This is a genomic window from Haloarcula laminariae (genome assembly GCF_025457605.1).
GTDB lineage: Archaea > Halobacteriota > Halobacteria > Halobacteriales > Haloarculaceae > Haloarcula > Haloarcula laminariae.
Window position 1 is genome coordinate 852,751 of the sequence record NZ_JAMZFY010000002.1, and the last position, 22,272, is coordinate 875,022.

Annotated in this window: 35 protein-coding genes and 1 tRNA gene; 32 read left to right on the forward strand and 4 right to left on the reverse strand. The window is 67.0% G+C overall.

The annotated features are described in order from the left end of the window. The first annotated feature begins 157 nt into the window (after positions 1-157). The 7 genes from NJQ98_RS15995 (at position 158) to NJQ98_RS16025 (ending at position 6,556) form a co-directional block, all read left to right on the forward strand. The gene (locus NJQ98_RS15995) at positions 158-1,342 is read left to right on the forward strand and encodes a tubulin/FtsZ family protein (protein WP_262180490.1); all 1,185 of its coding nucleotides are present in this window, start codon (positions 158-160) and stop codon (positions 1,340-1,342) included. Continuing rightward, positions 1,320-2,105 carry a hypothetical protein gene (locus tag NJQ98_RS16000; protein ID WP_262180491.1) on the forward strand — a complete coding sequence of 262 codons (786 nt, stop codon included), beginning with the start codon at positions 1,320-1,322 and terminating at the stop codon, positions 2,103-2,105. Before NJQ98_RS15995 ends, NJQ98_RS16000 begins: the two co-directional genes overlap by 23 nt. Next, positions 2,105-2,716: a 2-phospho-L-lactate guanylyltransferase gene (gene cofC / locus NJQ98_RS16005; protein ID WP_262180493.1), complete on the forward strand. Its 612-nt coding sequence runs from the start codon at positions 2,105-2,107 to the stop codon at positions 2,714-2,716. Before NJQ98_RS16000 ends, cofC begins: the two co-directional genes overlap by 1 nt. A 52-nt stretch (positions 2,717-2,768) precedes the next feature. Beyond that, entirely contained in the window at positions 2,769-3,332 is a 564-nt protein-coding gene (locus tag NJQ98_RS16010) for a J domain-containing protein (protein ID WP_262180495.1), read from the forward strand. A 42-nt stretch (positions 3,333-3,374) separates the two neighbouring features. After that, positions 3,375-4,052, forward strand: coding sequence for a phosphoglycolate phosphatase (locus NJQ98_RS16015; protein WP_262180497.1), 678 nt, complete (start codon positions 3,375-3,377; stop codon positions 4,050-4,052). Positions 4,053-4,267: 215 nt separating this feature from the next. Beyond that, the gene (locus tag NJQ98_RS16020) at positions 4,268-5,893 is read left to right on the forward strand and encodes a GTPBP1 family GTP-binding protein (protein WP_262180499.1); all 1,626 of its coding nucleotides are present in this window, start codon (positions 4,268-4,270) and stop codon (positions 5,891-5,893) included. A 48-nt stretch (positions 5,894-5,941) separates the two neighbouring features. Continuing rightward, positions 5,942-6,556: an NAD(P)-dependent oxidoreductase gene (locus tag NJQ98_RS16025; protein WP_262180500.1), complete on the forward strand. Its 615-nt coding sequence runs from the start codon at positions 5,942-5,944 to the stop codon at positions 6,554-6,556. On the opposite strand, the gene NJQ98_RS16030 is transcribed toward NJQ98_RS16025, so the two are convergent. The 3 genes from NJQ98_RS16030 to NJQ98_RS16040 are packed head-to-tail and all read right to left on the reverse strand — an operon-like array spanning position 6,550 to position 8,318. Then, positions 6,550-7,029 (reverse strand): double winged helix-containing putative transcriptional regulator, encoded by a 480-nt coding sequence (locus tag NJQ98_RS16030; protein WP_262180502.1) that lies wholly within the window; start codon positions 7,027-7,029, stop codon positions 6,550-6,552. The genes NJQ98_RS16025 and NJQ98_RS16030 overlap by 7 nt on opposite strands. Next, positions 7,029-7,964 carry a methenyltetrahydromethanopterin cyclohydrolase gene (gene mch / locus NJQ98_RS16035; protein WP_262180504.1) on the reverse strand — a complete coding sequence of 312 codons (936 nt, stop codon included), beginning with the start codon at positions 7,962-7,964 and terminating at the stop codon, positions 7,029-7,031. Before mch ends, NJQ98_RS16030 begins: the two co-directional genes overlap by 1 nt. Before the next feature lie 24 nt (positions 7,965-7,988). Beyond that, positions 7,989-8,318, reverse strand: coding sequence for an MTH1187 family thiamine-binding protein (locus NJQ98_RS16040; RefSeq protein WP_262180506.1), 330 nt, complete (start codon positions 8,316-8,318; stop codon positions 7,989-7,991). A 101-nt stretch (positions 8,319-8,419) separates the two neighbouring features. Between NJQ98_RS16040 and NJQ98_RS16045 the strand changes: the two genes are divergently transcribed. Continuing rightward, positions 8,420-8,980 (forward strand): response regulator, encoded by a 561-nt coding sequence (locus tag NJQ98_RS16045; RefSeq protein ID WP_262180508.1) that lies wholly within the window; start codon positions 8,420-8,422, stop codon positions 8,978-8,980. Positions 8,981-9,293: 313 nt separating this feature from the next. On the opposite strand, the gene NJQ98_RS16050 is transcribed toward NJQ98_RS16045, so the two are convergent. Next, positions 9,294-9,365: transfer RNA gene (locus NJQ98_RS16050), tRNA-Gly, on the reverse strand. 286 nt (positions 9,366-9,651) lie between these two features. Here NJQ98_RS16050 and NJQ98_RS16055 point away from each other — a divergent pair. From NJQ98_RS16055 to NJQ98_RS16170, 24 genes are read left to right on the forward strand one after another with little or no spacing between them, the layout of a single operon-like run. Next, the gene (locus NJQ98_RS16055) at positions 9,652-10,497 is read left to right on the forward strand and encodes a putative RNA uridine N3 methyltransferase (RefSeq protein WP_262180510.1); all 846 of its coding nucleotides are present in this window, start codon (positions 9,652-9,654) and stop codon (positions 10,495-10,497) included. A 4-nt stretch (positions 10,498-10,501) separates the two neighbouring features. After that, positions 10,502-11,518, forward strand: a complete 1,017-nt coding sequence (gene rpl3p, locus NJQ98_RS16060) for a 50S ribosomal protein L3 (protein ID WP_262180512.1) — start codon at positions 10,502-10,504, stop codon at positions 11,516-11,518. Positions 11,519-11,521: 3 nt separating this feature from the next. Next, on the forward strand, positions 11,522-12,262 hold the full coding sequence (gene rpl4p / locus NJQ98_RS16065; protein WP_262180514.1) for a 50S ribosomal protein L4: 741 nt from the start codon (positions 11,522-11,524) through the stop codon (positions 12,260-12,262). Beyond that, the gene (locus tag NJQ98_RS16070; RefSeq protein ID WP_262180516.1) at positions 12,259-12,516 is read left to right on the forward strand and encodes a 50S ribosomal protein L23; all 258 of its coding nucleotides are present in this window, start codon (positions 12,259-12,261) and stop codon (positions 12,514-12,516) included. Before rpl4p ends, NJQ98_RS16070 begins: the two co-directional genes overlap by 4 nt. Positions 12,517-12,518: 2 nt before the next feature. Next, positions 12,519-13,241 carry a 50S ribosomal protein L2 gene (locus tag NJQ98_RS16075; protein ID WP_262180518.1) on the forward strand — a complete coding sequence of 241 codons (723 nt, stop codon included), beginning with the start codon at positions 12,519-12,521 and terminating at the stop codon, positions 13,239-13,241. Next, positions 13,238-13,660 carry a 30S ribosomal protein S19 gene (locus NJQ98_RS16080; RefSeq protein ID WP_262180520.1) on the forward strand — a complete coding sequence of 141 codons (423 nt, stop codon included), beginning with the start codon at positions 13,238-13,240 and terminating at the stop codon, positions 13,658-13,660. The genes NJQ98_RS16075 and NJQ98_RS16080 overlap by 4 nt, the downstream gene beginning before the upstream one ends. A gap of 2 nt (positions 13,661-13,662) precedes the next feature. Further along, entirely contained in the window at positions 13,663-14,124 is a 462-nt protein-coding gene (locus NJQ98_RS16085) for a 50S ribosomal protein L22 (RefSeq protein ID WP_262180522.1), read from the forward strand. Next, entirely contained in the window at positions 14,124-15,044 is a 921-nt protein-coding gene (locus tag NJQ98_RS16090; RefSeq protein ID WP_262180524.1) for a 30S ribosomal protein S3, read from the forward strand. Before NJQ98_RS16085 ends, NJQ98_RS16090 begins: the two co-directional genes overlap by 1 nt. Further along, entirely contained in the window at positions 15,044-15,262 is a 219-nt protein-coding gene (gene rpmC / locus NJQ98_RS16095; RefSeq protein WP_220589132.1) for a 50S ribosomal protein L29, read from the forward strand. Before NJQ98_RS16090 ends, rpmC begins: the two co-directional genes overlap by 1 nt. Beyond that, positions 15,262-15,549, forward strand: a complete 288-nt coding sequence (locus NJQ98_RS16100) for a ribonuclease P protein component 1 (protein WP_262180527.1) — start codon at positions 15,262-15,264, stop codon at positions 15,547-15,549. The genes rpmC and NJQ98_RS16100 overlap by 1 nt, the downstream gene beginning before the upstream one ends. Beyond that, positions 15,540-15,866, forward strand: coding sequence for a 30S ribosomal protein S17 (locus NJQ98_RS16105; RefSeq protein ID WP_262180529.1), 327 nt, complete (start codon positions 15,540-15,542; stop codon positions 15,864-15,866). Before NJQ98_RS16100 ends, NJQ98_RS16105 begins: the two co-directional genes overlap by 10 nt. Continuing rightward, positions 15,866-16,264, forward strand: a complete 399-nt coding sequence (locus NJQ98_RS16110; protein ID WP_262180531.1) for a 50S ribosomal protein L14 — start codon at positions 15,866-15,868, stop codon at positions 16,262-16,264. Before NJQ98_RS16105 ends, NJQ98_RS16110 begins: the two co-directional genes overlap by 1 nt. A gap of 4 nt (positions 16,265-16,268) precedes the next feature. Beyond that, complete coding sequence (gene rplX / locus NJQ98_RS16115; protein ID WP_262180533.1) at positions 16,269-16,631, forward strand: 50S ribosomal protein L24; 363 nt, start codon at positions 16,269-16,271, stop codon at positions 16,629-16,631. Continuing rightward, a complete protein-coding gene (locus tag NJQ98_RS16120) occupies positions 16,628-17,332 on the forward strand; it encodes a 30S ribosomal protein S4e (protein WP_262180535.1) in 705 nt (234 codons plus the stop codon). The genes rplX and NJQ98_RS16120 overlap by 4 nt, the downstream gene beginning before the upstream one ends. Next, complete coding sequence (locus tag NJQ98_RS16125) at positions 17,329-17,862, forward strand: 50S ribosomal protein L5 (protein ID WP_262180537.1); 534 nt, start codon at positions 17,329-17,331, stop codon at positions 17,860-17,862. The genes NJQ98_RS16120 and NJQ98_RS16125 overlap by 4 nt, the downstream gene beginning before the upstream one ends. After that, entirely contained in the window at positions 17,859-18,020 is a 162-nt protein-coding gene (locus NJQ98_RS16130) for a 30S ribosomal protein S14 (RefSeq protein ID WP_262180539.1), read from the forward strand. The genes NJQ98_RS16125 and NJQ98_RS16130 overlap by 4 nt, the downstream gene beginning before the upstream one ends. 2 nt (positions 18,021-18,022) lie before the next feature. After that, positions 18,023-18,415 carry a 30S ribosomal protein S8 gene (locus NJQ98_RS16135; protein WP_262180541.1) on the forward strand — a complete coding sequence of 131 codons (393 nt, stop codon included), beginning with the start codon at positions 18,023-18,025 and terminating at the stop codon, positions 18,413-18,415. 2 nt (positions 18,416-18,417) lie between these two features. After that, complete coding sequence (locus tag NJQ98_RS16140) at positions 18,418-18,954, forward strand: 50S ribosomal protein L6 (protein WP_262180543.1); 537 nt, start codon at positions 18,418-18,420, stop codon at positions 18,952-18,954. Further along, on the forward strand, positions 18,954-19,661 hold the full coding sequence (locus tag NJQ98_RS16145) for a 50S ribosomal protein L32e (protein ID WP_348533580.1): 708 nt from the start codon (positions 18,954-18,956) through the stop codon (positions 19,659-19,661). Before NJQ98_RS16140 ends, NJQ98_RS16145 begins: the two co-directional genes overlap by 1 nt. Further along, positions 19,661-20,110 (forward strand): 50S ribosomal protein L19e, encoded by a 450-nt coding sequence (locus NJQ98_RS16150; RefSeq protein WP_262180544.1) that lies wholly within the window; start codon positions 19,661-19,663, stop codon positions 20,108-20,110. The genes NJQ98_RS16145 and NJQ98_RS16150 overlap by 1 nt, the downstream gene beginning before the upstream one ends. Then, positions 20,110-20,673 (forward strand): 50S ribosomal protein L18, encoded by a 564-nt coding sequence (locus NJQ98_RS16155; RefSeq protein ID WP_262180546.1) that lies wholly within the window; start codon positions 20,110-20,112, stop codon positions 20,671-20,673. Before NJQ98_RS16150 ends, NJQ98_RS16155 begins: the two co-directional genes overlap by 1 nt. Next, complete coding sequence (locus tag NJQ98_RS16160) at positions 20,670-21,308, forward strand: 30S ribosomal protein S5 (protein ID WP_220589145.1); 639 nt, start codon at positions 20,670-20,672, stop codon at positions 21,306-21,308. Before NJQ98_RS16155 ends, NJQ98_RS16160 begins: the two co-directional genes overlap by 4 nt. Beyond that, positions 21,308-21,772 carry a 50S ribosomal protein L30 gene (rpmD, locus tag NJQ98_RS16165; protein ID WP_262180548.1) on the forward strand — a complete coding sequence of 155 codons (465 nt, stop codon included), beginning with the start codon at positions 21,308-21,310 and terminating at the stop codon, positions 21,770-21,772. Before NJQ98_RS16160 ends, rpmD begins: the two co-directional genes overlap by 1 nt. Next, on the forward strand, positions 21,772-22,266 hold the full coding sequence (locus NJQ98_RS16170) for an uL15m family ribosomal protein (RefSeq protein WP_262180550.1): 495 nt from the start codon (positions 21,772-21,774) through the stop codon (positions 22,264-22,266). Before rpmD ends, NJQ98_RS16170 begins: the two co-directional genes overlap by 1 nt. Positions 22,267-22,272 lie beyond the last annotated feature (6 nt).

The window sequence follows — 22,272 nt, forward strand, 5'->3', positions numbered from 1 at the left end:
CACCTATAGGGGGACTTCTCCGCCCCGTCTGGCATTTTTCGCTCCGACCGAACGTCAGCGAGCTTTTATTTCCTGCTCGAACTTTCATGGATGAGATTTGGGCAAAAAACTTATACGCGCTATCCTACTTACCACTTTTAACCGGAGAACTATATCAATGAAACTCGCGATGATCGGCTTCGGGCAGGCCGGTGGCAAAATCGTGGACAAATTCCTCGAGTACGACGAGCAGACAGGCTCGGGAATCGTCCGCTCGGCCGTAGCCGTCAACACGGCCAAGGCCGACCTGCTGGGGCTAGAACACATTCCGGAGGAGAATCGAGTGCTCATCGGCCAGGCCCGCGTCAAGGGTCACGGCGTGGGCGCGGACAACGAACTCGGCGCCGAAATCGCCGAGGAGGACATCGACGAGGTGCAGGGGGCCATCGACAACATCCCCGTCCACGAGGTCGACGCCTTCCTGGTCGTGGCCGGGCTGGGCGGCGGGACCGGCTCCGGCGGGTCGCCGGTCGTCGCGAAACACCTCAAACGCATCTACACCGAGCCCGTCTACGGGCTCGGCGTCCTGCCCGGCAGCGACGAGGGCGGCATCTACACGCTCAACGCCGCCCGGTCGTTCCAGACGTTCGTCCGTGAGGTGGACAACCTCATGGTGTTCGACAACGACGCCTGGCGCCAGACCGGCGAGTCCGTCGAGGGCGGCTACGACCACATCAACGAGGAGATCGTCCGACGGTTCGGGGTCCTCTTCGGCGCCGGCGAGGTAGAGGCCGGCGACAACATCGCCGAGAGCGTCGTCGACTCCTCGGAGATCATCAACACGCTCGACGGCGGCGGGGTCTCGACCGTCGGCTACGCCTCGGAGGACGTCGAGGTCAGTTCCGGCGGCGGCGGGCTGCTCTCGCGGTTCAAGGGCGACAGCGGCGGTGGCGACGACGCGATGGACACGGCCAACACGACCAACCGTATCACCTCGCTGGTCCGGAAAGCGGCGCTGGGCCGCCTGACGCTCCCCTGCGAGATCGAGGGCACCGAGCGCGCGCTGCTCGTCATGGCCGGGCCGCCCAAACACCTCAACCGGAAGGGTATCGAACGCGGTCGCAAGTGGCTCGAAGAGCAGACCGGCTCCATGGAAGTCCGCGGCGGTGACTACCCTACCAACGCGCCGAAGGTCGCCGCCTCCATCCTGCTGGCCGGCGTCCACAACGTCCCCCGTATCAAGGAGCTCCAGCAGGTCGCCATCGAGGCCCAGGACAACATCGACGACATCCGCCAGGAAAGCGAAGATAACTTAGAGAACTTGGTTGAAGACGATGAGGATGAACTCGATCCGCTATTCTAGGGCGACCGTTGCGCTGCTTTGCGTCGTCGGACTGCTGGCCGTCGCGGGCACAGCGAGTGCCTTCACGGTCTCGACAGCCAGCGACGTGCCCAACGAAACCGCCGTCGGCAGCGAGGTGTCGGTGACGTACGTCATCGAGGACCCGTACGACGGCCCCCCGAACGAGTACACGCTCGAAGGGGAGACCGAACTGGAGAACGTGAGCTGGACCGTCGAGGTGTTCGACCAGGGTGACAGCGTCGACCAGACGACCTACGGCGACCAGTCGTTCAGCCAGCCGATGGACCGCGACGGCGACCAGAACGGTGACGAGGTCCGCATCACGCTCGAAGGGACCGTCCCGGCCGTCGGGAACTACACCTACGAGCCCGCGGAGAACTACACCGTCGCTGAGTTCACCCGCACGGCCGGGAGCAACGAGAACCAGTTCCGTAGCGACTCGGCACATCACTACACCGAGGAGAGCCGCGAGGCCCGACAGGCTATCGACGCCGCTGGCACGGCCATCGAGGAGGCAGGCGGCAACAGCGAGGCGGAGAACCTCCGGAGCAACGCCATCTCCTCTTACGAGAACGGCAACTTCGAGAACGCCATCGACCTCGCTAACGAGGCACAGAACACGGCCCAACAGGCCCAGCAGAGCCAGCAGACCACGCAGACGCTGCTGTACGCGGCCGGCGCCGTCGTGCTCCTCCTCCTGCTCGGTGGCGGCGGGTACTACCTCTACAGCCAGTCCAAAGACGACGACTACAGCAAGCTGTAATGCGGCTCGTCGTCCCCGTCTCGGGGTCCGACCCGAAAACGCGCCTCTCTCCCGTTCTCACGCCCGACGAGCGCCGCGAGTTCACCGAAGCGATGCTCGCGGACGTAGTGACGGCGCTCGACGCGGCGGGCCACAGTCCCGAAGTCGTCGCGACGGCACCCGTGGCGTGTGACGCGCCGGTCACCGTCGACGAACGCGGCCTCGACCCGCTGGTCAACGACTTGCTCGCCGAGGCAGACGGCCAACTGGCGGTCGTGATGGCCGACCTCCCGCTGCTCACGCCCGCGGCCGTCGAGACGCTGTTCGAACCCGACGCCGACGTGGTACTGGCCCCGGGGCTGGGTGGCGGGACCAACGCGTTCGTCTCGCGCCACCCCGAGTTCCGCGTGGACTATCACGGCGCGTCGATACGGGACCACCGACAGATTGTCCGCGAGGCGGGCGCGACTCTCGCCGATATCGACTCCCGGCTGTTGGCGACGGATATCGACGAGCCGGGCGACCTATCGGAGGTCCTGCTCCACGGCGACGGGGCCGCCGCGGACTGGCTCCGCGACGCCGGCTTCGAGTTGGTCGTCGACGACGGCCGCGTGGCCGCTCAGCGGACGTGAGCGGACCGCCGGAGGCGAGACGCTTACGGTCCTCTGGCCCGAACCGGAGAGCGTGCAGTACGACCGGCTCACCAAGGGAATCGCGGTCGTCTTCGGCGCTCTCACAGCCGTGCTGACCGTGGTCGGTTTGCTGACCAGTCCGGCCGTGCTTTTTCTGGCGCTGATGTTCGGGGCCTCGACGTACCTGATGTACTACCACCTCAGCGGGAAGATGGCCGCGAGCGTCTACGAGCGCGTCGAGCGGCGCGCTGCGGCGGACGCCCGCGGCGACGGACGCGGTGGCTTCGGCGCGGGACCGCGCGAGGAGTGGGAACCGCCCCGCGATAGCCGGGCGGGCCGGGCCGCCGAGCGCGTGCGACAGGAGCGGGCCCGCCGACAGCGGACCCGACGCGGCCGCCAGCAGGCGGGGCGGCGCCGCCAGCGCGTTCAGCAGTCCGCCGGTCCGAGTCCGGCGGAGGCCTACGACAGGCTCGGGCTGACCCCCAGCGCCGACGAGAGCGAGGTCAAACAGGCCTATCGCGACCGGGTCAAGGACGCGCATCCCGACACCGACAGCGGGAGCGAGCGGGAGTTCAAGCGGGTGCAAGCGGCCTACGAGACGCTCACCGAGGACTGAACGGACCGCAACGACCAAACCCGTGCCGGCGCCACTCCCTGTATGACAGAGACGCCGCCGCTGGTGGTCGATATCGACGGTACGCTCACCGACGACTCCCGCGCCGTGGACCCGCGGGTGTTCCCCGTCCTCTCGGAGTGGCCCGAACCCGTCGTCGTCGCGACGGGCAAGGCGATGCCCTACCCCATCGCGCTCTGTGAGTTCATCGGCATCGACTACACCGTCATCGCGGAGAACGGCGGGGTGGTGTTTGTCGAGGCCACGGACACGCTCCAGATTGAGGGCGACAAGGCGGCCTGTCTCGCCGTCGCCGAGGCGTACCAGGAGCTGGGATACGAGCTGGGATTCGGCGAGGTCGACCTGGCGAACCGGTGGCGCGAGACCGAGGTCGTCGTCGACCTCTCCCAGCCCGGCGAGCCGTTGCGACGGCTGGCCGAGGAGCACGGGCTGGAGTTCCTGGACACCGGCTACGCGTACCACGTCACGGACGCAAGCATCAACAAGGGAACGGGACTGACGGCCGTCTGTGCCGAGCTAGGGCTCGAACCGTCGTCGTTCCTCGCGGTGGGCGACTCCGAGAACGACGTGGAGGCCTTCGACGTGGCGGGCGAGTCTGTGGCCGTCGCAAACGCCGACGAGACGGCCCTAGCCCGGGCCGACCGCGTCACCGAGGCGAGCTACGCCGACGGGTTCCTCGAAGCGGTCGAACCGTACCGGTAGGGGCGAGCTGGCGACACCGACGCGCCGACCGGCAGCGGGGCTGGTGTCACACGACGGCTGGACCCCGCTGATACGTTGGCTACATAGCTCTCCGTGGCCCCGGCTTTACGTATGAACCTTCGCTGTGAGAGATAGAGACAACCACCGTACTCAACAGGGAGAAGGGACCCCATACCCGGGGAAAGCTTTTATCTGCCCCTCCGTAACGGACCTCCATGAGCCCCGACCGGGCCGTCCTCCAGCGCGCGCTGGACCGCGGCGAACAGGAGGGCGGCAGCGTCGAGTTCAAAGAACGGCTCACTGAGGACCTCCACCTCTCGGAGGGACGGCTGGAATCGCTGGCCGCGCAGCTTCGCCACCGGGTCCTCTCCGGGGACGGCGAGGCGACCTACGTGGTCGGCGTGACCGACGACGGCGGGCTGGCCGGCATCTCCCCCGACGACTTCTCCGAGTCGATGGACGTGCTGAGCCTGCTGGCCGAGGAGGCCGGCGCCCACATCGAGGAGGTCCAGACGTGGGGCATCGACGACGGGAACGAGGCCGACGGGGAGACGACCCAGGGCATCGTCGGCGTCGCTACCATCCGCGAGGGCGCGGTACTGGAGGACGACGACCACATCGTCGTCGGGACCGCCGGCCACGTCGACCACGGCAAGTCCACGCTCGTGGGCTCGCTCGTCACCGGGGAGGCCGACGACGGCGAGGGCAGCACGCGGGGCTTCCTTGACGTCCAGCCCCACGAGGTCGAACGCGGGCTCTCGGCCGACCTCTCGTATGGCGTCTACGGCTTCGACGCGGACGGCCCGGTCCGGATGGACAACCCCCACCGCAAGACCGACCGGGCCCGCGTCGTCGAGGAGTCCGACCGCCTGGTGAGCTTCGTCGACACCGTCGGCCACGAGCCCTGGCTTCGCACGACGATTCGCGGGCTGGTGGGACAGAAGTTGGATTACGGCCTGCTCACCGTGGCTGCCGACGACGGCGTCACCGAGACGACCCGCGAGCACCTGGGTATCCTGCTGGCGACCGAACTCCCGACCATCGTCGCGCTGACGAAGGCCGACCTGGTCACCGACGAGCGGGTCACCGAAGTCGAACGCGAGGTAGAGCGCGCGCTGCGGGAGGTCGACAAGACGCCCCTCCGGGTCGCGCGCCACGGCGTCGACGCGGCCATCGAGGAGATATCCGAAACGGTGGTCCCCGTGGTGACGACCAGCGCCGTGAGCGAGCGCGGCCTGGACACGCTCGACGAGATGTTCGAACGGCTGCCCAAGACCGGCGGCGAGGTCGGCGAGTTCCGGATGTACATCGACCGGACCTACAACGTCCAGGGCGTGGGCGCCGTCGCGTCCGGCACCGTGAAATCCGGCGAGGTCGAGGCCGGCGACGAACTCCTGCTCGGCCCGATGCAGGACGGGGGATTCAGAGAGGTCGAGGTCCGCTCCATCGAGATGCACTACCACCGCGTCGACGAGGCCAAAGCGGGCCGCATCGTCGGCATCGCGCTCAAGGGGGTGCGCGAGGCCGACATCGAGCGCGGGATGGTGTTGCTCCCCCGGGACGCCGACCCCGAGCCGGTCCGGGAGTTCGAGGCCGAGGTGATGGTGTTGAACCATCCGACGCGGATCGGCGACGGCTACGAGCCGGTCGTCCACTTGGAGACGATCAGCGAGGCCGCGCAGTTCTACCCTGAAGGCGGCCAGTTGCTCCCGGGCGACGCCGGCGGGACGACGGTCCGGTTCAAGTTCCGACCGTATCTGGTCGAGGAAGGCCAGAAGTTCGTCTTCCGCGAGGGCCGCTCGAAGGGGGTCGGCACGGTCACCGACGTGGGGACCGAGTAGCCGCCGTTAGGTACCCTCTCTTTATCAGCCGGGCGCTTCGGTAGTGGCATGGAGTTGCTCGTCTTCGGTGCCGGGGGCCGCGTCGGTCAGCGTCTCTGTGGGTGTGCGGTGTCCGACGGCCACGGTATAACGGCGTTCGTCCGCGACGCCGCTCGGGCGCCCGACGGAGTCTCGGTCGTCGAGGGGGACGTGACCGACCCCGGAGCCGTGGCCGACGCCGTCGGCGGCCACGACGCCGTCTGTAGCGCGCTGGGCCCGACCGACGGGGCCGACCTGGCTCTGTTCGATACCGGTATCGAGAACCTCGTCGCGGCGATGGAAGCCAGCGGCGTCGAGCGGTTGGTCGCCGTCGCCGCCGCGGGTATCCTCCAGGCCACGCCGGGACGGCTCCGACTCGATATGGCCGGCTTCCCCGAGACGGAACGACCTCTCGCCGCCGCCCACAGAGCGGTGTACGACCGGCTCCGCGAATCGGCGCTCGACTGGACGCTCGTCTGCCCGCCCCGGATGCCGGACGGCCCGCCGACGAACCACTACCGCATCGCGGTCGACTACCTCCCCGAGGGCGGCCAGTCGGTGTCGACCGGCGACGTGGCACGGCTCGTCTACGAGGCGGCCGTCGACGGTCGCCACCGCCGCGAACGGGTCGGTATTGCCTACTGACTCGGGACGAAGCGGTCGTCCGCACGCACGAGCGAACCAAACACTACCGCCCACCCGAGGAGATTCTCGACCCGCGCCCGCCAGTTGCGCTCCCACTCCGGGTCGCGCTCGCGCTCCCAGCGCGGGACCCGCTCGCGGACCGCCTCGAACGCCGTCGCGGGGCTGTCCGCACCCCCCTCGACGGCTTCGTGCAACTCGGCGACGAGGAACACCTCTTCCCGGTAGGCCGTCGCGAGCGCGTCGCGGTCCGGGTCCGCCCGCGTTCGATGGTACCCCCGGTCGGTCTCGGCGACCAGCCCGAGGGCCTGCAGGAACGTCAGGTACTCGCGGGCCCGCTCGCGCTCGCTCACGTCGGTCGCCCGCTGGATGGCCAGACAGCAGTCCGCGGCACCGTCCGGAACGAGCGGTATCGCCCCCCGGGCCGTCCGGAGAAAGTCCAGCGAGCGGGCCGGCGGGGCGACCTTGTACCGCATCAGAGCCCGAAGCTCTCGGCCAGCACGTCCTCGCTCGTCCCGCCGACGACGTGGGTGTCGCCCCCGACCACGTCAACCGTGACCTTCGCCGGCCCGAACAGCTCGACCGGGAGCTCGGCGAAGTCCCAGTCGACGTCCTCGAAGACGCCTTCCAGCGGGCGGCCGTACTCCGCGCCCGCGACGGAGGGGACCTCGTCAATGACTTCGCTGACCGGCTCGTCGACGGTCAGGTGGACCTCGCTCCCGTAGGCCAGGGCGTCCGTGGTCCGGGCCATCGCCGTCGGCTCGTCGGCGGCGACGGGGGCGACCGGCGCGCGCCCGTTCGCCGAGAGCACCTCCGCCGGGTCGTAGCCCAGCTCGGCCAGCCGGAAGACGGCGAGCTCGGCGGCCCGCGCCGCGCTCACGACGCTGCCCGTGACGCTCGCGGTGGCGAAGACGGGCAGGAAGACGCCGGTCTCCGGGACGCCGGTGCGCTCTGCGACCTGCGCGGCGACGGCCTCGTCCGGTAGCTGGTCGGTCTCGACCGCGAGAACGGCGAACTGCTCCTCCTCCCGGTAGCCGATGCGCCCGAAGATGTCCTCCTCGGCGACCAGCGCGCGGGCCGGCCCGCTCCCGAGCCCCTCGAAGTCGTCGGTCGCGAGCTCCCAGCCGCCCTTCTGCGAACAGAGTAGCGCCAGCGCCGGGTGGTCCGTCGCGAGTTCGACGTGTGTCAGGGGGGCGTCCCCGACGCGTTCCATCCCGGTCTGGACCGTCGCCAGCCCGGCCGTCTGCAGTTCGGCGAGCACCAGCCCGGCCTCGACGGCGCCGGGGACCTCGACGCCGAAGTCGAGCACCGCGGCGTCGCCCTCCAGGGCGTGGACGTCTATCGTCAGTTCGTCGGCGAAGTCGATGGCCTCGTCGACCAGCTCCGTGGCCATCCGATTGAGCGTGTTCATACCCCGCTTTCGCCAGCCGGCCTTTTAATTGCCGCCTTCGGCGTCGCTCCGTGCTTCCCGGCCCAGCTCGGACTCGACCCTGTCGACCTTCTCGCTCGCCCGCTGGTCGACCCCGCGCTTGTCGTCTATCTTCAGGAACGTCTCGACGCGGTCGGACTGGGCGCCGACGGCCTCGTGGGCGGCGTGGGCGGCCGCGAACAGCTCCTCGCTGTCGTCGGCCTCGATGACGGTGCCCATCGGCGTCGTCTCGTACTCCACGTCGAACTCGTCCAACGCGGCGACCGCGTCGGCGACGTAGGGCGCCATGCTCTCCTCGACGACCGGTGCGACCGACAGGAACCCGATGCAGGTCATACGCCCGCCTGGGTCCGGCTTCACCCTAACGCTGGTGTTTGCCGGCGCCCGAACTGTCCAGTCTGAACATTTATTGTCACTCCATACACACGCTGTGGCAAATGTCGGATGGGGGAAATGTCCTCGTCGTCGAAGGCGACGACGAACTCCGGGCGGCCTACGACCGGGTACTCGCTGAGTTCTACTCGGTTTCGACGGCGGCGTGTGGGGAGCGGGCCTTCGAGACGATGACTGACGACACCGACGCCGTCGTGCTTGACCGACCGCTCCCGAAGATGTCGGTGGCCGCGCTCGTCGGCGAGCTCACGGCCCGGTACGACCGCTGCTGTGTGGGGATGGTGACCAGCAGCGAACCGCACTTCGATGTCACCCGGTGGCTGGGCATCGACGACTATCTCGTCAAACCCGTGACCACCGAACAGTTGCGAGCCACCGTCGACCGACTCATCGCGCTGGCCGAGTACGGCGCTATCTACTGGCGACTGAGCCAGAAGCGCGTCAGAAAGAGTGTGCTGGTCCAGGAGAAATCGGCCGCCGAACTCGAACGGAGCGGCGAATTCCAGCGTCTCGAGGACGAAATCGACCGATTGGAGGCCGAACTTGACGACATCGTCGACGAAGTGAGCGAGACGGCGCGCGGTCTGAAGCACCACGACAGCTGAAACGGCCAGGAGCGCGCTCTGTCGCGCGACTCGGGGAAGGGCAGGCAGTCAAGATGAGCATACGCCGAGCGAAGTGAGGCGTTTCGCAGGCCGCGAACGGAGTGAGCGGCCTGTGTTTTTCCCATGTTTTTGCGAGGAGCGGGTTGCGGGCCGACGGCCCGCAACCGAACGACGTGGCGGCTGTGCCGCCACGCAGCGCCCACAGCGAGCCGAAGGCTCGCGAGGACACCCGACGTGGTTCGAGAGAGCGCGTCGCGCTCTCTCGTCATGCCGAGACGGCTCTGCCGTCTCGTAGCAAAGTAAAAAGTGGAAATGCGCTGGCTGGGATTTGAACCCAGGTTGTGACCATGGCAAGGTCACGTGATACCAACTACACTACCAGCGCGCACCGTTTCGCACGTCGCCTCTCTGCATTCCAAAGTGGCGGGGGTGATAGTAAAAAGCCTTCCGCTTCGCGGGGAAATCACGGGGCCGGAGCGGGGCCTTCGTGTGGAAAGTCACCACGGGACGGGCTTTTGGAAGCGGCAATCCGTGGGCTGGGAATTCAGGTGGGAGGGGGTCCGTAGTGGCGTGTGAACGCGTCTCAACGCACGCGCGAAGCGGGGTCTTTTTACCGTAGGGGCGGAGTAGTATCGCTACAGTCTAGTGGCGTGACGTGGAAGCGTCACGGCATGACGACCAGCGTACTCGTGCCCGACTCCCTCACACGGGAAGCCGAGGACCGCCGCGAGGCGACTCGGAAGCTCGGATACGTGGCCCGCGCGGCCACGGTGTTCCGGGTGGACCGGCTGACAGTGTATCCCGACCCGGACGGTCGGGGCAAGTGGGAAGACGGGTTCGTCGAAACCGTGCTGCGGTACGCCGCGACGCCGCCGCACCTCCGAAAGGAGATGTGGGGCAAGCGGGACGAACTAGAGTACGTGGGCGTCCTGCCGCCGCTCCGCGTGCGTTCACAGACCGGCTCCGGATCCGAGGGTTCGGGGTCGTTAAGACAGGGAATCGTGACCGAGGTCGGAGCTGATGGGCGCGTACGGGTCAATTGCGGAATGCAACACCCGATCTCCCTTCCCGTCCCAGCGGATATGGACGTGGAAGTCGGGGAGCGCGTGACCGTCAGGGTCTCTTCGCGACGGCCGGTCCGGGCGAAACTCGTCGACGCCCCCACATCGGGGTTCGACGTCGTTTCCGCGGACCTCGATACGGCACTCTCGCGTGACGACGCCGGACTCACCATCGCGTCATCGCGGTACGGTGAGCCGGCGACGACTCGTCGCCTGGGCGAACTGGCCCAACGACGGACCCGCGAGGGCGACATGACGGTCGCCTTCGGGGCACCCGAGCGTGGGTTACCGTCCATACTCGACGTGGACCCGGACGCCGTCCGGGGAGACCAGCAGAACGACGAATCCACAGGGTTCGACCTCTGGCTGAATACGGTTCCGAACCAGGGCAGCGAGGTCGTGCGAACGGAAGAAGCACTGTTCGCCTCCCTCGCCTGTCTAACCCTCACGGAGTAAACGAATGCCACAACCAAGCAGACCACGCAAAGGCTCGCTGGGCTTCGGCCCGCGCAAGCGCTCGACGAGCGAGACGCCTCGCTTCAACAGCTGGCCGTCCGACGACGGGCAGCCGGGCGTCCAAGGGTTCGCCGGCTACAAGGCTGGCATGACACACGTCGTGCTCGTCAACGACGAACCCAACTCCCCCCGCGAGGGGATGGAGGAGACTGTCCCGGTGACAGTCGTCGAGACGCCGCCGATGCGCGCCGTCGCCCTGCGTGCGTACGAAGACACGCCGTACGGTCAGCGTCCGCTGACGGAGGTATGGACCGACGAGTTCCACTCGGACCTCGATCGGACCCTCAACCTGCCGGAGGACCACGACCCGGACGCTGCTGAGGAACAGATCCGCGACGCTCTCGGAGACGGTCGACTGGGCGATGTGCGTCTCATCACGCACACCGTCCCCGACGCCGTCCCGAGCGTCCCGAAGAAAAAGCCCGACGTGATGGAGACTCGCGTCGGCGGTGGGTCCGTTTCGGACCGCCTCGACCACGCCCTCGAGCTCGTCGACGACGGTGGCGAGCACGCGATGAACGACATCTTCCGCGCCGGTGAGTACACCGACGTGGCGGGCGTCACCAAGGGTAAAGGGACACAGGGTCCCGTCAAGCGGTGGGGCGTCCAGAAGCGGAAGGGCAAACACGCCCGTCAGGGCTGGCGCCGACGCATCGGCAACCTCGGCCCGTGGAACCCATCCCGTGTGCGCTCGACGGTCCCCCAGCAGGGGCAGACCGGCTACCACCAGCGCACCGAGCTCAACAAGCGCCTCATCGACATCGGCGAGGGCGACGAAGCCACCGTCGACGGCGGCTTCGTCAACTACGGCGAGGTCGACGGGCCCTACACGCTCGTCAAAGGCTCGGTCCCCGGCCCGGACAAGCGCCTGGTGCGCTTCCGGCCCGCGGTCCGACCCAACGACCAGCCGCGCCTCGACCCCGAGGTGCGCTTTGTCTCCACAGAATCGAACCAGGGATAATCCATGCAGGCAACTATCTACAATCTGGACGGCGAGGCCGACGGCGAGGTCGAGCTCCCCGGTGTCTTCGAGACAGCGGTCCGCTCGGACCTCATCGCCAAGGCCGTACACGCCGCCCAGGCAAACCGAAAACAGGACTACGGAACCGACGAGTACGCCGGCCTGCGAACGCCGGCAGAGTCGTTCGGTAGCGGCCGCGGGCAGGCACACGTCCCCCAACAGGACGGCCGTGCCCGCCGCGTCCCGCAGGCGGTCAAGGGCCGCGCGGCCCACCCGCCCAAGGCCGAGAAGGACCGCTCCGTCGACATCAACGACAAGGAGCGCCAGCTCGCCGTCCGGTCGGCACTCGCCGCCACGACGGACGCCGAACTCGTCGCCGAGCGCGGCCACGAGTTCGACCGCGAGGAGCTCCCCGTCGTCGTCTCCGACGACTTCGAGGACCTGGTCAAGACCCAGGAGGTCCTGGGACTGCTCGAGGCGCTCGACATCGCGGCAGACATCGAGCGCGCCGACGAGACCAAGATCAAGGCCGGGAAGGGCTCGATGCGCGGTCGGAAGTACCGCCGCCCGTCCTCCGTCCTCTTCGTGACGAGCGACGAGCCGTCGAAGGCGGCCCGCAACCTCGCGGGCGTCGACGTGGCCACGGCCCGTGAGGTCAACGCGGAAGACCTCGCGCCCGGCGCCACGCCCGGTCGGCTCACCGTCTTCACCGAGTCCGCCGTCGAGGAGGTGGCCGAGCGATGAGCTGGGACGTCATCCGATACCCGCACGTCACCGAGAAGGCCATGAACGACATGGACTTCCAGAACAAGCTCCAGTTCGTCGTCGACGACGCCGCCGGCAAGCCGGAAGTCGCCGAGGCCGTCGAGGAACAGTACGACGTGACCGTCGTCGGCGTGAACACGCAGAACACGATGGACGGCGAGAAGAAGGCCGTCGTTCGCCTCTCAGAGGACGACGACGCGCAGGAAGTCGCCTCCAGAATTGGGGTGTTCTAACCATGGGACGACGAATCCAGGGACAACGACGCGGTCGCGGGACGTCCACGTTCCGGGCGCCCTCGCACCGCTACAAGGCGGACCTTCAGCACCGAAAAGTCGAAGACGGCGACGTTATCGCCGGGACCGTGGTCGACATCGAACACGACCCGGCCCGCTCGGCGCCCATCGCGGCCGTCGAGTTCGAGGACGACGACCACCGCCTCGTGCTCGCGCCGGAAGGCGTGGGCGTGGGCGACGAACTGCAGGTCGGCGTCAGCGCCGAAATCGCCCCCGGGAACACGCTCCCGCTCGCGGAGATTCCCGAGGGTGTGCCGGTGTGTAACGTCGAGTCCAGCCCCGGTGACGGTGGCCGCTTCGCCCGCTCGTCGGGCGTCAACGCCACGCTGCTCACCCACGACCGCAACGTCGCGGTCGTGAAGCTCCCCTCCGGGGAGATGAAGCGACTGGACCCGCAGTGCCGCGCGACCATCGGCGTCGTCGCCGGTGGCGGCCGGACGGACAAGCCGTTCGTCAAGGCCGGTAACAAGCATCACAAGATGAAAGCCCGCGGGACGAAGTACCCACGCGTCCGTGGTGTCGCGATGAACGCCGTCGACCACCCCTTCGGTGGCGGCGGCCGACAGCACCCCGGCAAGCCCAAGTCCATCTCCCGCAACGCCCCACCGGGCCGCAAAGTCGGGGACATCGCCTCGAAGCGGACCGGTCGAGGTGGTAACGAATGAGTTCGGAATACCAGATCGGCCACGAGGGGGACTTCACCTTCCGAGGCCACACGCTCGACGAGCTGCAGGACATGGAGCTCGAAGAAGTCGCGGAACTGCTCCCCGCTCGCCAGCGGCGAAGTATCGAACGCGGTCTGACCGAGGAAAAGCAGAAGCTCCTCGCGAAGGCCCGCGACGCCGAGGAGGAGGAGACGGCCAACAACCCCATCCGCACGCACCTGCGCGACATGCCGGTGCTGCCGGTGATGGTCGACCTCACCTTCGCCGTCCACAACGGTCAGGAGTTCGAGCGCGTGCGCGTCGAGCCCGAGATGCTCGGCCACTACCTCGGTGAGTTCCAGCTCACCCGCAGCTCGGTCGAACACGGTCAGGCCGGCATCGGGGCGACACGCTCCTCGAAATTCGTACCGCTCAAGTAATCATGGGAATCAGCTACTCAGTCGACGCCGACCCGGAGACCACCGCGAAAGCGATGCTTCGGGAGCGGCAGATGAGCTTCAAGCACAGCAAGGCTATCGCCCGCGAGATCAAGGGCAAGACGGCCGGCGAGGCCGTCGAGTTCCTCGATAGCGTCATCGCCGGCGACCAGCCGATCGCGTTCAAACAGCACAACTCGGGCGTCGGCCACAAGTCGAAGGTCGACGGCTGGGACGCGGGCCGGTTCCCCAAGAAGGCCAGCGAGGCCTTCCAGGACCTGCTCACGAACGCCATCGGCAACGCCGACCACCAGGGATTCGACGGTGAATCCATGGAGATCATGCACGTCGCCGCCCACAAGGTCGGCGAGTCGCAGGGTCGCAAACCGCGCGCGATGGGCCGGGCTTCCGCCTGGAACACGCCGCAGGTGGACGTCGAACTCGTCCTTGAGGAGGTCGAAGGCTAATGGCCGACGAACAGCAGTTCATCGAGGACGGGCTCCAGCGGACCCAGATAGACGAGTTCTTCGCAGAGGAACTCGGTCGCGCCGGCTACGGCGGCATGGACGTCGCCAAGACCCCGATGGGCACGCAGATCGTCCTCAAGGCCGAAAAGCCCGGGATGGTCATCGGCAAGGGCGGGAAGAACATCCGGAAGATCACGACGGAACTCGAGGAGCGGTTCAACCTCGACGACCCGCAGATCGACGTCCAGGAAGTCGAGGAGCCGGACCTCAACGCCCGCATCGTCGCGGACCGCCTGGGCAACGCCCTCGAACGTGGCTGGTACTTCCGCAAGGCCGGCCATACCACCATCGACCGCATCATGGAGTCGGGCGCGCTCGGTGCCGAGATCGTCCTCTCCGGGAAGGTCACGGGTGCACGCTCGCGCGTGGAGAAGTTCAACCGCGGCTACATCAAGCACAACGGCGAACCCGCCGAGGACATCGTCGACAGCGGCGTCGGCGTCGCCGTGATGAAGCTGGGCACCATCGGTGTCCAGGTGCGCATCATCCCGCCGGAGGCGGAGCTCCCCGACGACTTCGAGGTCTACGACGACGTCGAGGTCGAGGACTACGTCGCCGACACGGACGGGGAAAGCGTCGAGGAACTCCTCGAAGGCGAACCCGAAGAGGCCACCGAGGCCGAGGAAGCGGCCGACGACGCCACCGAGGCCGACGCGGCCGCGCCCGACGAAGAGGTCATCGAGGAAGAGGTCGACGTCCCCACTGACGACGACGTGGAGGACGTCGACGTCGACGAACTCGAAGAGGCCGTCGACGAGGAACTCGACGAGGAGACTGAGGCCGAAGCGGAAGAGCTCATGGACGAGATGGACGACGCGGACGACGAGTCCGCCGACGACACCGAGGAGGCTGAGCAGTAATGGCTGTCCTCCACGTCCAGGAGATCCGCGACATGACCCCCGCCGAACGCGAGGCGGAGCTCGAGGACCTCAAGACGGAGCTGCTCAACGCTCGCGCCACGCTGGCGGCGGGCGGCGCCCCGGACAACCCGGGCCGCATCAAGGAACTGAAGAAGGCCATCGCCCGAATCAAGACGATTCAGGGCGAAGAAGGCGACCTCCAGTCGGAGGACGAATAATGCCACTGACACCCGAGACGCTCACACGACACGAACTCGTCGGCCTCGACGTCGAGGTCGTCGCCGCGTCCAACCCGGACGCAGTCGGTATCAGCGGCTCGGTCGTCATGGAGACGACCCAGCTGCTGACGGTAGAGCGAGACGCTCGGGTGTGGCACGTGCCGAAGGCGGACGCGACGTTCGCGTTCACGCTCGACTCGGACGAGACAGTCCGTGTCGAGGGCGAGCGACTCGTCGACCGTCCCGCCCGACGCACAGCGAACGCAGGTGATTCCAAATGGCGCTAGGACTGAACGTACAGGAACCGGAGACGGCCTGTTCCGACCAGAACTGCCCCTTCCACGGAGAGCTCTCCGTGCGCGGGCAGACACTGGAAGGAGAGGTCGCCTCCACTGACATGGAGAAGACCGTCGTCGTCGAACGCGAGTACGACGTGAAGGTGCCCAAATACGACCGCTTTATGAAGCGGCGGAGCCGCGTCCCGGCTCACGCACCCGACTGTCTCGACCTCGCGGTCGGTGACACGGTCACGATAGCAGAGTGTCGACCGCTCTCGAAGACAAAGAGCCACGTCGTTGTGGCTATCGAGGACGGTGAGCAATAATGGAGGCGCTCAACGCCGACGTCACCCAGGGCCTGGAGAAGGGCTCGCTGATCACGTGTGCCGACAACACCGGCGCACGCCAGCTGAAAGTCATCTCCGTTCACGGCTACTCGGGGACGAAGAACCGCCATCCGAAGGCGGGGCTGGGCGACAAGATCACGGTCTCGGTCACCAAGGGGACACCCGAAATGCGTCGCCAGGTGCTCGAAGCCGTCGTCGTCCGCCAGCGCAAACCCATCCGCCGTCCCGACGGCACCCGCGTCAAGTTCGAAGACAACGCGGCCGTCATCGTGGACGAGAACGAGGACCCGCGCGGGACCGAGCTGAAAGGCCCCATCTCGCGGGAAGTCGCCGAACGGTTCGGGAGTGTCGCCTCCGCAGCGACGATGATTGTATAGAACCATGACAACACAACCAGACAAACAGCGAAAGAGCGATCGAGACGCCCCGCTGCACGAGCGACACAAGCAGGTGCGGGCCACGCTGTCGGCCGACCTCCGCGAGGAGTACGGCCAGCGCAACGTCCGCGTCAACGCCGGGGACACCGTCGAGGTGCTCCGTGGCGACTACGCCGGCGAGTCGGGCGAGGTCCTCACCGTCGACCTCTCGGATGCCGTCATCCACGTGGAGGACGTCACCCTGGAGACCACCGACGGCGAGGAAGTTCCCCGCCCGCTCGACGCCTCGAACGTTCGGGTCACGGACCTGAACACCGAGGACGAGCGCCGCGAGGCGCGTCTCGAATCGGAGGATGATTCCGCATGAGCAAGCATCAGAAGCGCCTGTCGGTGCCAAACAGCTGGCCCGTCGAGCGCAAGACGGCAACGTTTACGGTCAAGGCCGGTGCCGGCCCGCACGGTGAGTCGGGGGTCCCCCTGCTCATCGTCCTGCGGGACGTGCTGGGCTACGCCGACAACCGCAAGGAAGCGCGCTACGCGCTCAACGAGGACAACGTCCTCATCAACGGGAAGGCCGTCTCCGACGAGGAACGGCCCGTCGGGATGTTCGACATCATGGCCTTCACCGAGCGCGAGGAGTACTACCGCGTCTTCCCCGGCGAGGGCGGACGGCTGGCGCTGACGGCCATCGAGGCCGACGCCGCCGAGTCCAAGCTCGGGAAGATCGCCACCAAGACCAACGTCGCCGGCGGCGACGTCCAGCTCGGTCTCCACGACGGTGAGACGCTCATCGTCGAGGACGGCGACCAGTACTCGGGCGGCGACTCCGTCGTCGTCGACAACGAGACCAGCGAGGTCATCGCCCACTTCGAGTACGAAGAGGGCGCGCTGGTCACGGCCGTCGACGGCGCCCACGCGGGCGAGATCGGCACCGTCGACGAGATTCAGGTCACCCCCGGCTCGGCCCAGAACAACGTCCTCGTCGAACAGGACGAGGGCGAGGGCTTCGAGACGGTCGAGGAGTACGTCGTCGTCATCGACGAGAACTTCACGGGTGATGACGAATGAGCTCGGATAGCGAATCCGGCGCCGACTTCCACGAGATGCGCGAACCGAGCATCGAGAAGGTCGTCGTCCACATGGGCATCGGCCACGGTGGCCAGGACCTGGCTAACGCCGAGGACATCATCACCGAGATTACGGGACAGAGCCCGGTTCGAACCCGGGCCAAGAAGACCGTCGGCGAGTTCGACATCCGGCAGGGCGACCCCATCGGTACGAAGGTCACCCTCCGCGGTGACGACGCCGAGGCGTTCCTCGAGACCGCGCTGCCGCTCGCCGAACTGGCCGCGAGCCAGTTCGACGACACCGGCAACTTCAGCTTCGGTATCGAGGAACACACCGAGTTCCCGAGCCAGGAGTACGACCCGAGCATCGGAATCTACGGGCTGGACGTGACGGTCAACCTCGTCCGCCCCGGCTATCGCGTCGCCAAGCGGGACAAGGCGTCCCGCTCGATTCCGTCGAACCACCGACTCAACCCGGCGGACGCAGTCGCCTTCATCGAGTCGACCTTCGACGTTGAGGTGAGCGAATGAGCGAAAGCGAGACCCAACAGACCGAACGGACCGGCCAGCTCGAGTCCTGTCAGCGCTGCGGGCGCGAGCAGGGACTCGTCGGCAAGTACGACATCTGGCTGTGTCGCCAGTGCTTCCGGGAGATCTCCCGAGGCATGGGCTTCAGGAAGTACAGCTAACAATGACAGGAAACGACCCATTCGCCAACGCACTGTCGGCACTCAACAACGCCGAGAGCGTCGGGCATCTGGAGCAGACGGTATCGCCCGCCTCGAACGAGATCGGTAGCGTACTCGAGGTCTTCTACGACCGCGGGTACATCGACGGGTTCACATTCGTCGACGACGGCAAAGCCGGTGAGTTCGAGGTCGAACTGAAAGGAGCCATCAACGAGTGTGGCCCGGTCAAGCCCCGCTACTCTGCGGGCGCAGACGAGTTCGAGAAGTGGGAGAAGCGGTTCCTCCCCGCCCGTGACTACGGGACCCTCGTCGTGACGACCAGCCACGGAGTCATGAGCCACTACGAGGCTCGTGAGGAAGGCGTCGGTGGCCAAGTAATCGCGTACGTGTACTAACAATGCCACGAGTAGAACTGGAGATTCCGGAGGACGTGTCCGTCTCCCAGGACCATCTCGACCTCACGGTCGAGGGTCCCAACGGGGCGGTCACACGTCGGCTCTGGTATCCCGACATCGACGTCACAGTCGCGGACGACGTCGTCGCGGTCGAGTCCGACGAGGACGACGCCAAGACGATGTCGACCATCGGGACCTTCGAGAGCCACATAGAGAACATGTTCCACGGCGTCGTCGAGGGGTGGGAGTACGAGATGGAAGTCTTCTACTCTCACTTCCCGATGCAGGTCGACGTCAACGGTGACGAGGTCGTCATCGAGAACTTCCTCGGCGAGAAGGCCGCCCGTCGGACCACCGTTCACGGTGACACCGACGTGTCGGTCGACGGCGAGGAACTGACCGTGACCGGCCCCGACATCGAGGCCGTCGGCCAGACCGCCGCGGACATCGAACAGCTCACACGCATCAACGACAAGGACGTGCGCGTGTTCCAGGACGGGGTGTACATCACCCAGAAACCGTCCCGAGGTGACGCCTGATGGCGGACAACGACGAATACGACGAACTCACCGATATCAGCGGCGTCGGCGAGGCAAAGGCCGACGCACTTCGCGAAGCGGGCTTCCAGACGGTCGACGACATCCGCGGGGCCGACCAGTCGGAACTGGCCGAAGCCCAGGGTGTCGGCAACGCGCTGGCCGCCCGAATCAAGGCCGACGTCGGCGGGCTCGAAGTCGAGACCGAGACCGACGCCGAAGTCGAAGAGGAAGGCGAAGACGAGTCCGAGGCCGACGAGGACGTGGAGACGGAGCTCCAGCCCCGCGGTCTCGCCGACAAGACGCCGGACCTGGACGACGAGACGGCCCGACTGCTGGCCCAGCGACACCGCGTCGGCGGCCCGCAGTTCAACCGGCAGGACCACCACAAGAAAAAGCGCGTCCCGACCTCCTGGCGCAAGCCGCGCGGCGACCTCTCGAAACAGCGCCGCGGTATCAAGGGGAAGGGCGACACCGTCGAGGCGGGCTTCCGCTCGCCGAAGGCGGTCCGTGGCAAACACCCCTCGGGCTTCGAGGAAGTCCGTGTCCACAACACGGACGACCTGGAGGGCGTCGACGGCGACGTCGAGGCCGTCCGCATCGCCTCGAAGGTCGGCGCCCGCAAGCGCGAGCGCATCGAGGAGGAAGCCGAGGACGCGGGTATCCGCGTGCTCAACCCCACCTACGAGGAAGTCGAGGTGAGTGAGTAATGACGGATCTGTCCGCACAGAAGCGACTCGCATCGGACATCCTCGACGTCGGGAAGAACCGCGTCTGGTTCAACCCCGACCGCCAGGGTGACATCGCCGACGCCATCACTCGCGAGGACGTTCGCGAGCTGGTCGAGGAGGGTGCCATCACGGCCAAGGACAAGAAGGGCAACTCCCGCGGTCGCGCCCGCGAACGCAAGGAGAAGCAGGCCTACGGCCACCAGAAGGGAGCCGGTTCCCGGAAGGGCAAGGCCGGCGCCCGACAGAATGAAAAGGAGAACTGGGAGTCCCGCATTCGCGCACAGCGAAAGAAGCTCCGCGAACTGCGTGACGACGTCACGCTCTCGACCTCCGCCTACCGCGACCTCTACGACAAGGCCGGCGGTGGCGAGTTCGACAGCGTCGCCGATCTCGAACGATACATCGACGCAAACCACGGTGACGAATAATGGCGACAGGACCACGATACAAGGTGCCGATGCGGCGACGCCGCGAGGCCCGAACGGATTACCATCAGCGGTTGCGCCTGCTGAAATCCGGCAAGCCCCGCCTTGTCGCTCGAAAGAGCAACAAGCACACCAGGGCGCAGCTGGTGACTCTCGGACCAAACGGCGACCGCACGCTGGCGGCAGCACAGTCGGGCGACCTCGAGGAGTACGGCTGGGAGGCGCCGACGGGCAACATGCCCGCGGCCTACCTCACCGGTCTGCTCGCCGGGCTTCGCGCGCTGGACGCTGGCGTCGAGGAAGCGGTGCTCGACATCGGCCTTAACACCCCGACCCCCGGAAGCAAAGTGTTCGCAATACAGGAAGGCGCTATCGACGCCGGCCTCGAAATCCCCCACAACGACGACGTGCTCGCGGACTGGCAGCGCACGCGCGGTGCCCACATCGCCGAGTACGACGAGATGCTGGACGAGCCGCTGTACAGCGGGGACTTCGACGCTGCAGACCTCCCGGAGCATTTCGACGACATTCGGGAGACACTACTGGAAGGTGACATCGAACTATGAGTGGTAACAACGGCTGGGAACCCCGCACACGCCTCGGCAAGCAGGTCGTCGAGGGCGAGATCGACTCCATGCAGGAGGCGCTCAACTCCGGGCTTCCCCTGAAAGAATCGGAAGTCGTCGACCAGCTCGTTCCCGACCTGGAAGACGAAGTGCTGGACATCAACATGGTCCAGCGGATGACCGACTCCGGCCGGCGGGTGAAGTTCCGCTGTGTCGTCGCGGTCGGTAACCGCGACGGGCTGGTCGGCTACGCCGAGGGGCGTGACGACCAGGTCGGCGGCGCCATCCAGAAGGCCATCGACGTGGCCAAACTGAACATCATCGACGTCTCCCGCGGCTGTGGGTCCTGGGAGTGTGGCTGTGGCCGTCCGCACACGGTCGCGCTGCGCACCGAGGGCAAGGCCGGGAGCGTCGAGGTCGAGCTCCAGCCGGCCCCGCGCGGGCTGGGCCTTGCCGGCGGGGAGACCGTCCGCAAGGTGCTCGAACTCGCCGGCATCGAGGACATCTGGACCCGTTCGAGCGGGAACACCCGGACCACGGTCAACTTCGCGAAGGCTACCTTCAACGCCCTCCAGAACACGGCCGAGGCCCGCGTCCCCGAGCGCACCTTCGAGAAACGAGAGGTGATTGAGTGATGCAAGCACTCGTCCAGATCCGCGGCGACGTGAACATGGATACGGACATCCACGACACGCTGAAGATGCTGAACATCCACCACGTCAACCACTGTACGTTCGTCCCGGACACGGACGCGTACAACGGCATGGTGTCGAAGGTCAACGACTTCGTGGCCTTCGGCGAGCCCAGCCAGGACACCGTCGAACTCCTGCTCGAGACCCGCGCCGAGCCCGCCGAGGGCGACGCCGACGTCGACGACGAGTGGATCGCCGAGAACACCGAGTTCGACGACATCGAGGGGCTGGCCTGGGCGCTGGTCTCCGAGGAGACGACGCTGCAGGAGCAGGGTCTCTCCCCGACACTCCGTCTGCACCCGCCGCGTGGCGGCCACGACGGCATCAAACACCCGACCAAGGAGGGCGGTGAACTCGGGCGACACGACACCGAGGGCATCGACGCGCTCCTGGAGGCGATGCGATAATGACGAGCAAGAAACGACGACAGCGCGGTTCGCGCACGCACGGTGGCGGCTCGCACAAGAACCGACGCGGCGCCGGACACCGCGGTGGCCGCGGGGCCGCCGGCCGCGACAAACACGAGTTCCACAACTACGAGCCGCTGGGCAAGAGCGGATTCAAGCGCCCCGAACAGGCTCAGGAAGAGGTCGCGACGGTCGACGTCCGCGAGCTCGACGAGAACGCCGTGCTGTACGCGGCCGACGGGCTCGCCGAGGAGGACGGCGACGGCTACGTCATCGACGCCCGCGAGGTCGTCGACGAGGCCGAGGACGCCGACCTGGTGAAGGTACTCGGTGCGGGGCAGGTCCGCAACGAGCTCACCCTCATCGCCGACGAGTTCTCGGCCGGCGCAGTCGAGAAAGTCGAGGACGCCGGCGGCACCGCAAAGTTGACGGACCTCGGTGAGGAACGGCAGGCAGATGCCGACACCGAAGGCGAATCGGACGACGAGGAATAAGGAACA

Excerpts from the sequence above, each read along its gene's own strand:
- rpl4p (WP_262180514.1), top strand. The coding sequence starts at position 11,522 with ATGCAGGCAACTATCTACAATCTGGACGGCGAGGCCGACGGCGAGGTC.
- NJQ98_RS16070 (WP_262180516.1), top strand. The coding sequence starts at position 12,259 with ATGAGCTGGGACGTCATCCGATACCCGCACGTCACCGAGAAGGCCATG.
- NJQ98_RS16110 (WP_262180531.1), top strand. The coding sequence starts at position 15,866 with ATGGAGGCGCTCAACGCCGACGTCACCCAGGGCCTGGAGAAGGGCTCG.
- NJQ98_RS16160 (WP_220589145.1), top strand. The coding sequence starts at position 20,670 with ATGAGTGGTAACAACGGCTGGGAACCCCGCACACGCCTCGGCAAGCAG.
- NJQ98_RS16075 (WP_262180518.1), top strand. The coding sequence starts at position 12,519 with ATGGGACGACGAATCCAGGGACAACGACGCGGTCGCGGGACGTCCACG.
- rpmD (WP_262180548.1), top strand. The coding sequence starts at position 21,308 with ATGCAAGCACTCGTCCAGATCCGCGGCGACGTGAACATGGATACGGAC.
- NJQ98_RS16120 (WP_262180535.1), top strand. The coding sequence starts at position 16,628 with ATGAGCAAGCATCAGAAGCGCCTGTCGGTGCCAAACAGCTGGCCCGTC.
- NJQ98_RS16170 (WP_262180550.1), top strand. The coding sequence starts at position 21,772 with ATGACGAGCAAGAAACGACGACAGCGCGGTTCGCGCACGCACGGTGGC.
- NJQ98_RS16155 (WP_262180546.1), top strand. The coding sequence starts at position 20,110 with ATGGCGACAGGACCACGATACAAGGTGCCGATGCGGCGACGCCGCGAG.
- NJQ98_RS16130 (WP_262180539.1), top strand. The coding sequence starts at position 17,859 with ATGAGCGAAAGCGAGACCCAACAGACCGAACGGACCGGCCAGCTCGAG.
- rpl3p (WP_262180512.1), top strand. The coding sequence starts at position 10,502 with ATGCCACAACCAAGCAGACCACGCAAAGGCTCGCTGGGCTTCGGCCCG.
- NJQ98_RS16045 (WP_262180508.1), top strand. The coding sequence starts at position 8,420 with ATGTCGGATGGGGGAAATGTCCTCGTCGTCGAAGGCGACGACGAACTC.
- NJQ98_RS16085 (WP_262180522.1), top strand. The coding sequence starts at position 13,663 with ATGGGAATCAGCTACTCAGTCGACGCCGACCCGGAGACCACCGCGAAA.
- cofC (WP_262180493.1), top strand. The coding sequence starts at position 2,105 with ATGCGGCTCGTCGTCCCCGTCTCGGGGTCCGACCCGAAAACGCGCCTC.
- NJQ98_RS16025 (WP_262180500.1), top strand. The coding sequence starts at position 5,942 with ATGGAGTTGCTCGTCTTCGGTGCCGGGGGCCGCGTCGGTCAGCGTCTC.
- NJQ98_RS16055 (WP_262180510.1), top strand. The coding sequence starts at position 9,652 with ATGACGACCAGCGTACTCGTGCCCGACTCCCTCACACGGGAAGCCGAG.
- NJQ98_RS16015 (WP_262180497.1), top strand. The coding sequence starts at position 3,375 with ATGACAGAGACGCCGCCGCTGGTGGTCGATATCGACGGTACGCTCACC.
- rplX (WP_262180533.1), top strand. The coding sequence starts at position 16,269 with ATGACAACACAACCAGACAAACAGCGAAAGAGCGATCGAGACGCCCCG.
- NJQ98_RS16150 (WP_262180544.1), top strand. The coding sequence starts at position 19,661 with ATGACGGATCTGTCCGCACAGAAGCGACTCGCATCGGACATCCTCGAC.
- NJQ98_RS16020 (WP_262180499.1), top strand. The coding sequence starts at position 4,268 with ATGAGCCCCGACCGGGCCGTCCTCCAGCGCGCGCTGGACCGCGGCGAA.
- NJQ98_RS16100 (WP_262180527.1), top strand. The coding sequence starts at position 15,262 with ATGCCACTGACACCCGAGACGCTCACACGACACGAACTCGTCGGCCTC.
- mch (WP_262180504.1), bottom strand. The coding sequence starts at position 7,964 with ATGAACACGCTCAATCGGATGGCCACGGAGCTGGTCGACGAGGCCATC.
- NJQ98_RS16030 (WP_262180502.1), bottom strand. The coding sequence starts at position 7,029 with ATGCGGTACAAGGTCGCCCCGCCGGCCCGCTCGCTGGACTTTCTCCGG.
- NJQ98_RS15995 (WP_262180490.1), top strand. The coding sequence starts at position 158 with ATGAAACTCGCGATGATCGGCTTCGGGCAGGCCGGTGGCAAAATCGTG.
- NJQ98_RS16140 (WP_262180543.1), top strand. The coding sequence starts at position 18,418 with ATGCCACGAGTAGAACTGGAGATTCCGGAGGACGTGTCCGTCTCCCAG.
- NJQ98_RS16040 (WP_262180506.1), bottom strand. The coding sequence starts at position 8,318 with ATGACCTGCATCGGGTTCCTGTCGGTCGCACCGGTCGTCGAGGAGAGC.
- NJQ98_RS16105 (WP_262180529.1), top strand. The coding sequence starts at position 15,540 with ATGGCGCTAGGACTGAACGTACAGGAACCGGAGACGGCCTGTTCCGAC.
- NJQ98_RS16125 (WP_262180537.1), top strand. The coding sequence starts at position 17,329 with ATGAGCTCGGATAGCGAATCCGGCGCCGACTTCCACGAGATGCGCGAA.
- NJQ98_RS16000 (WP_262180491.1), top strand. The coding sequence starts at position 1,320 with ATGAACTCGATCCGCTATTCTAGGGCGACCGTTGCGCTGCTTTGCGTC.
- NJQ98_RS16080 (WP_262180520.1), top strand. The coding sequence starts at position 13,238 with ATGAGTTCGGAATACCAGATCGGCCACGAGGGGGACTTCACCTTCCGA.
- NJQ98_RS16145 (WP_348533580.1), top strand. The coding sequence starts at position 18,954 with ATGGCGGACAACGACGAATACGACGAACTCACCGATATCAGCGGCGTC.
- rpmC (WP_220589132.1), top strand. The coding sequence starts at position 15,044 with ATGGCTGTCCTCCACGTCCAGGAGATCCGCGACATGACCCCCGCCGAA.
- NJQ98_RS16090 (WP_262180524.1), top strand. The coding sequence starts at position 14,124 with ATGGCCGACGAACAGCAGTTCATCGAGGACGGGCTCCAGCGGACCCAG.
- NJQ98_RS16135 (WP_262180541.1), top strand. The coding sequence starts at position 18,023 with ATGACAGGAAACGACCCATTCGCCAACGCACTGTCGGCACTCAACAAC.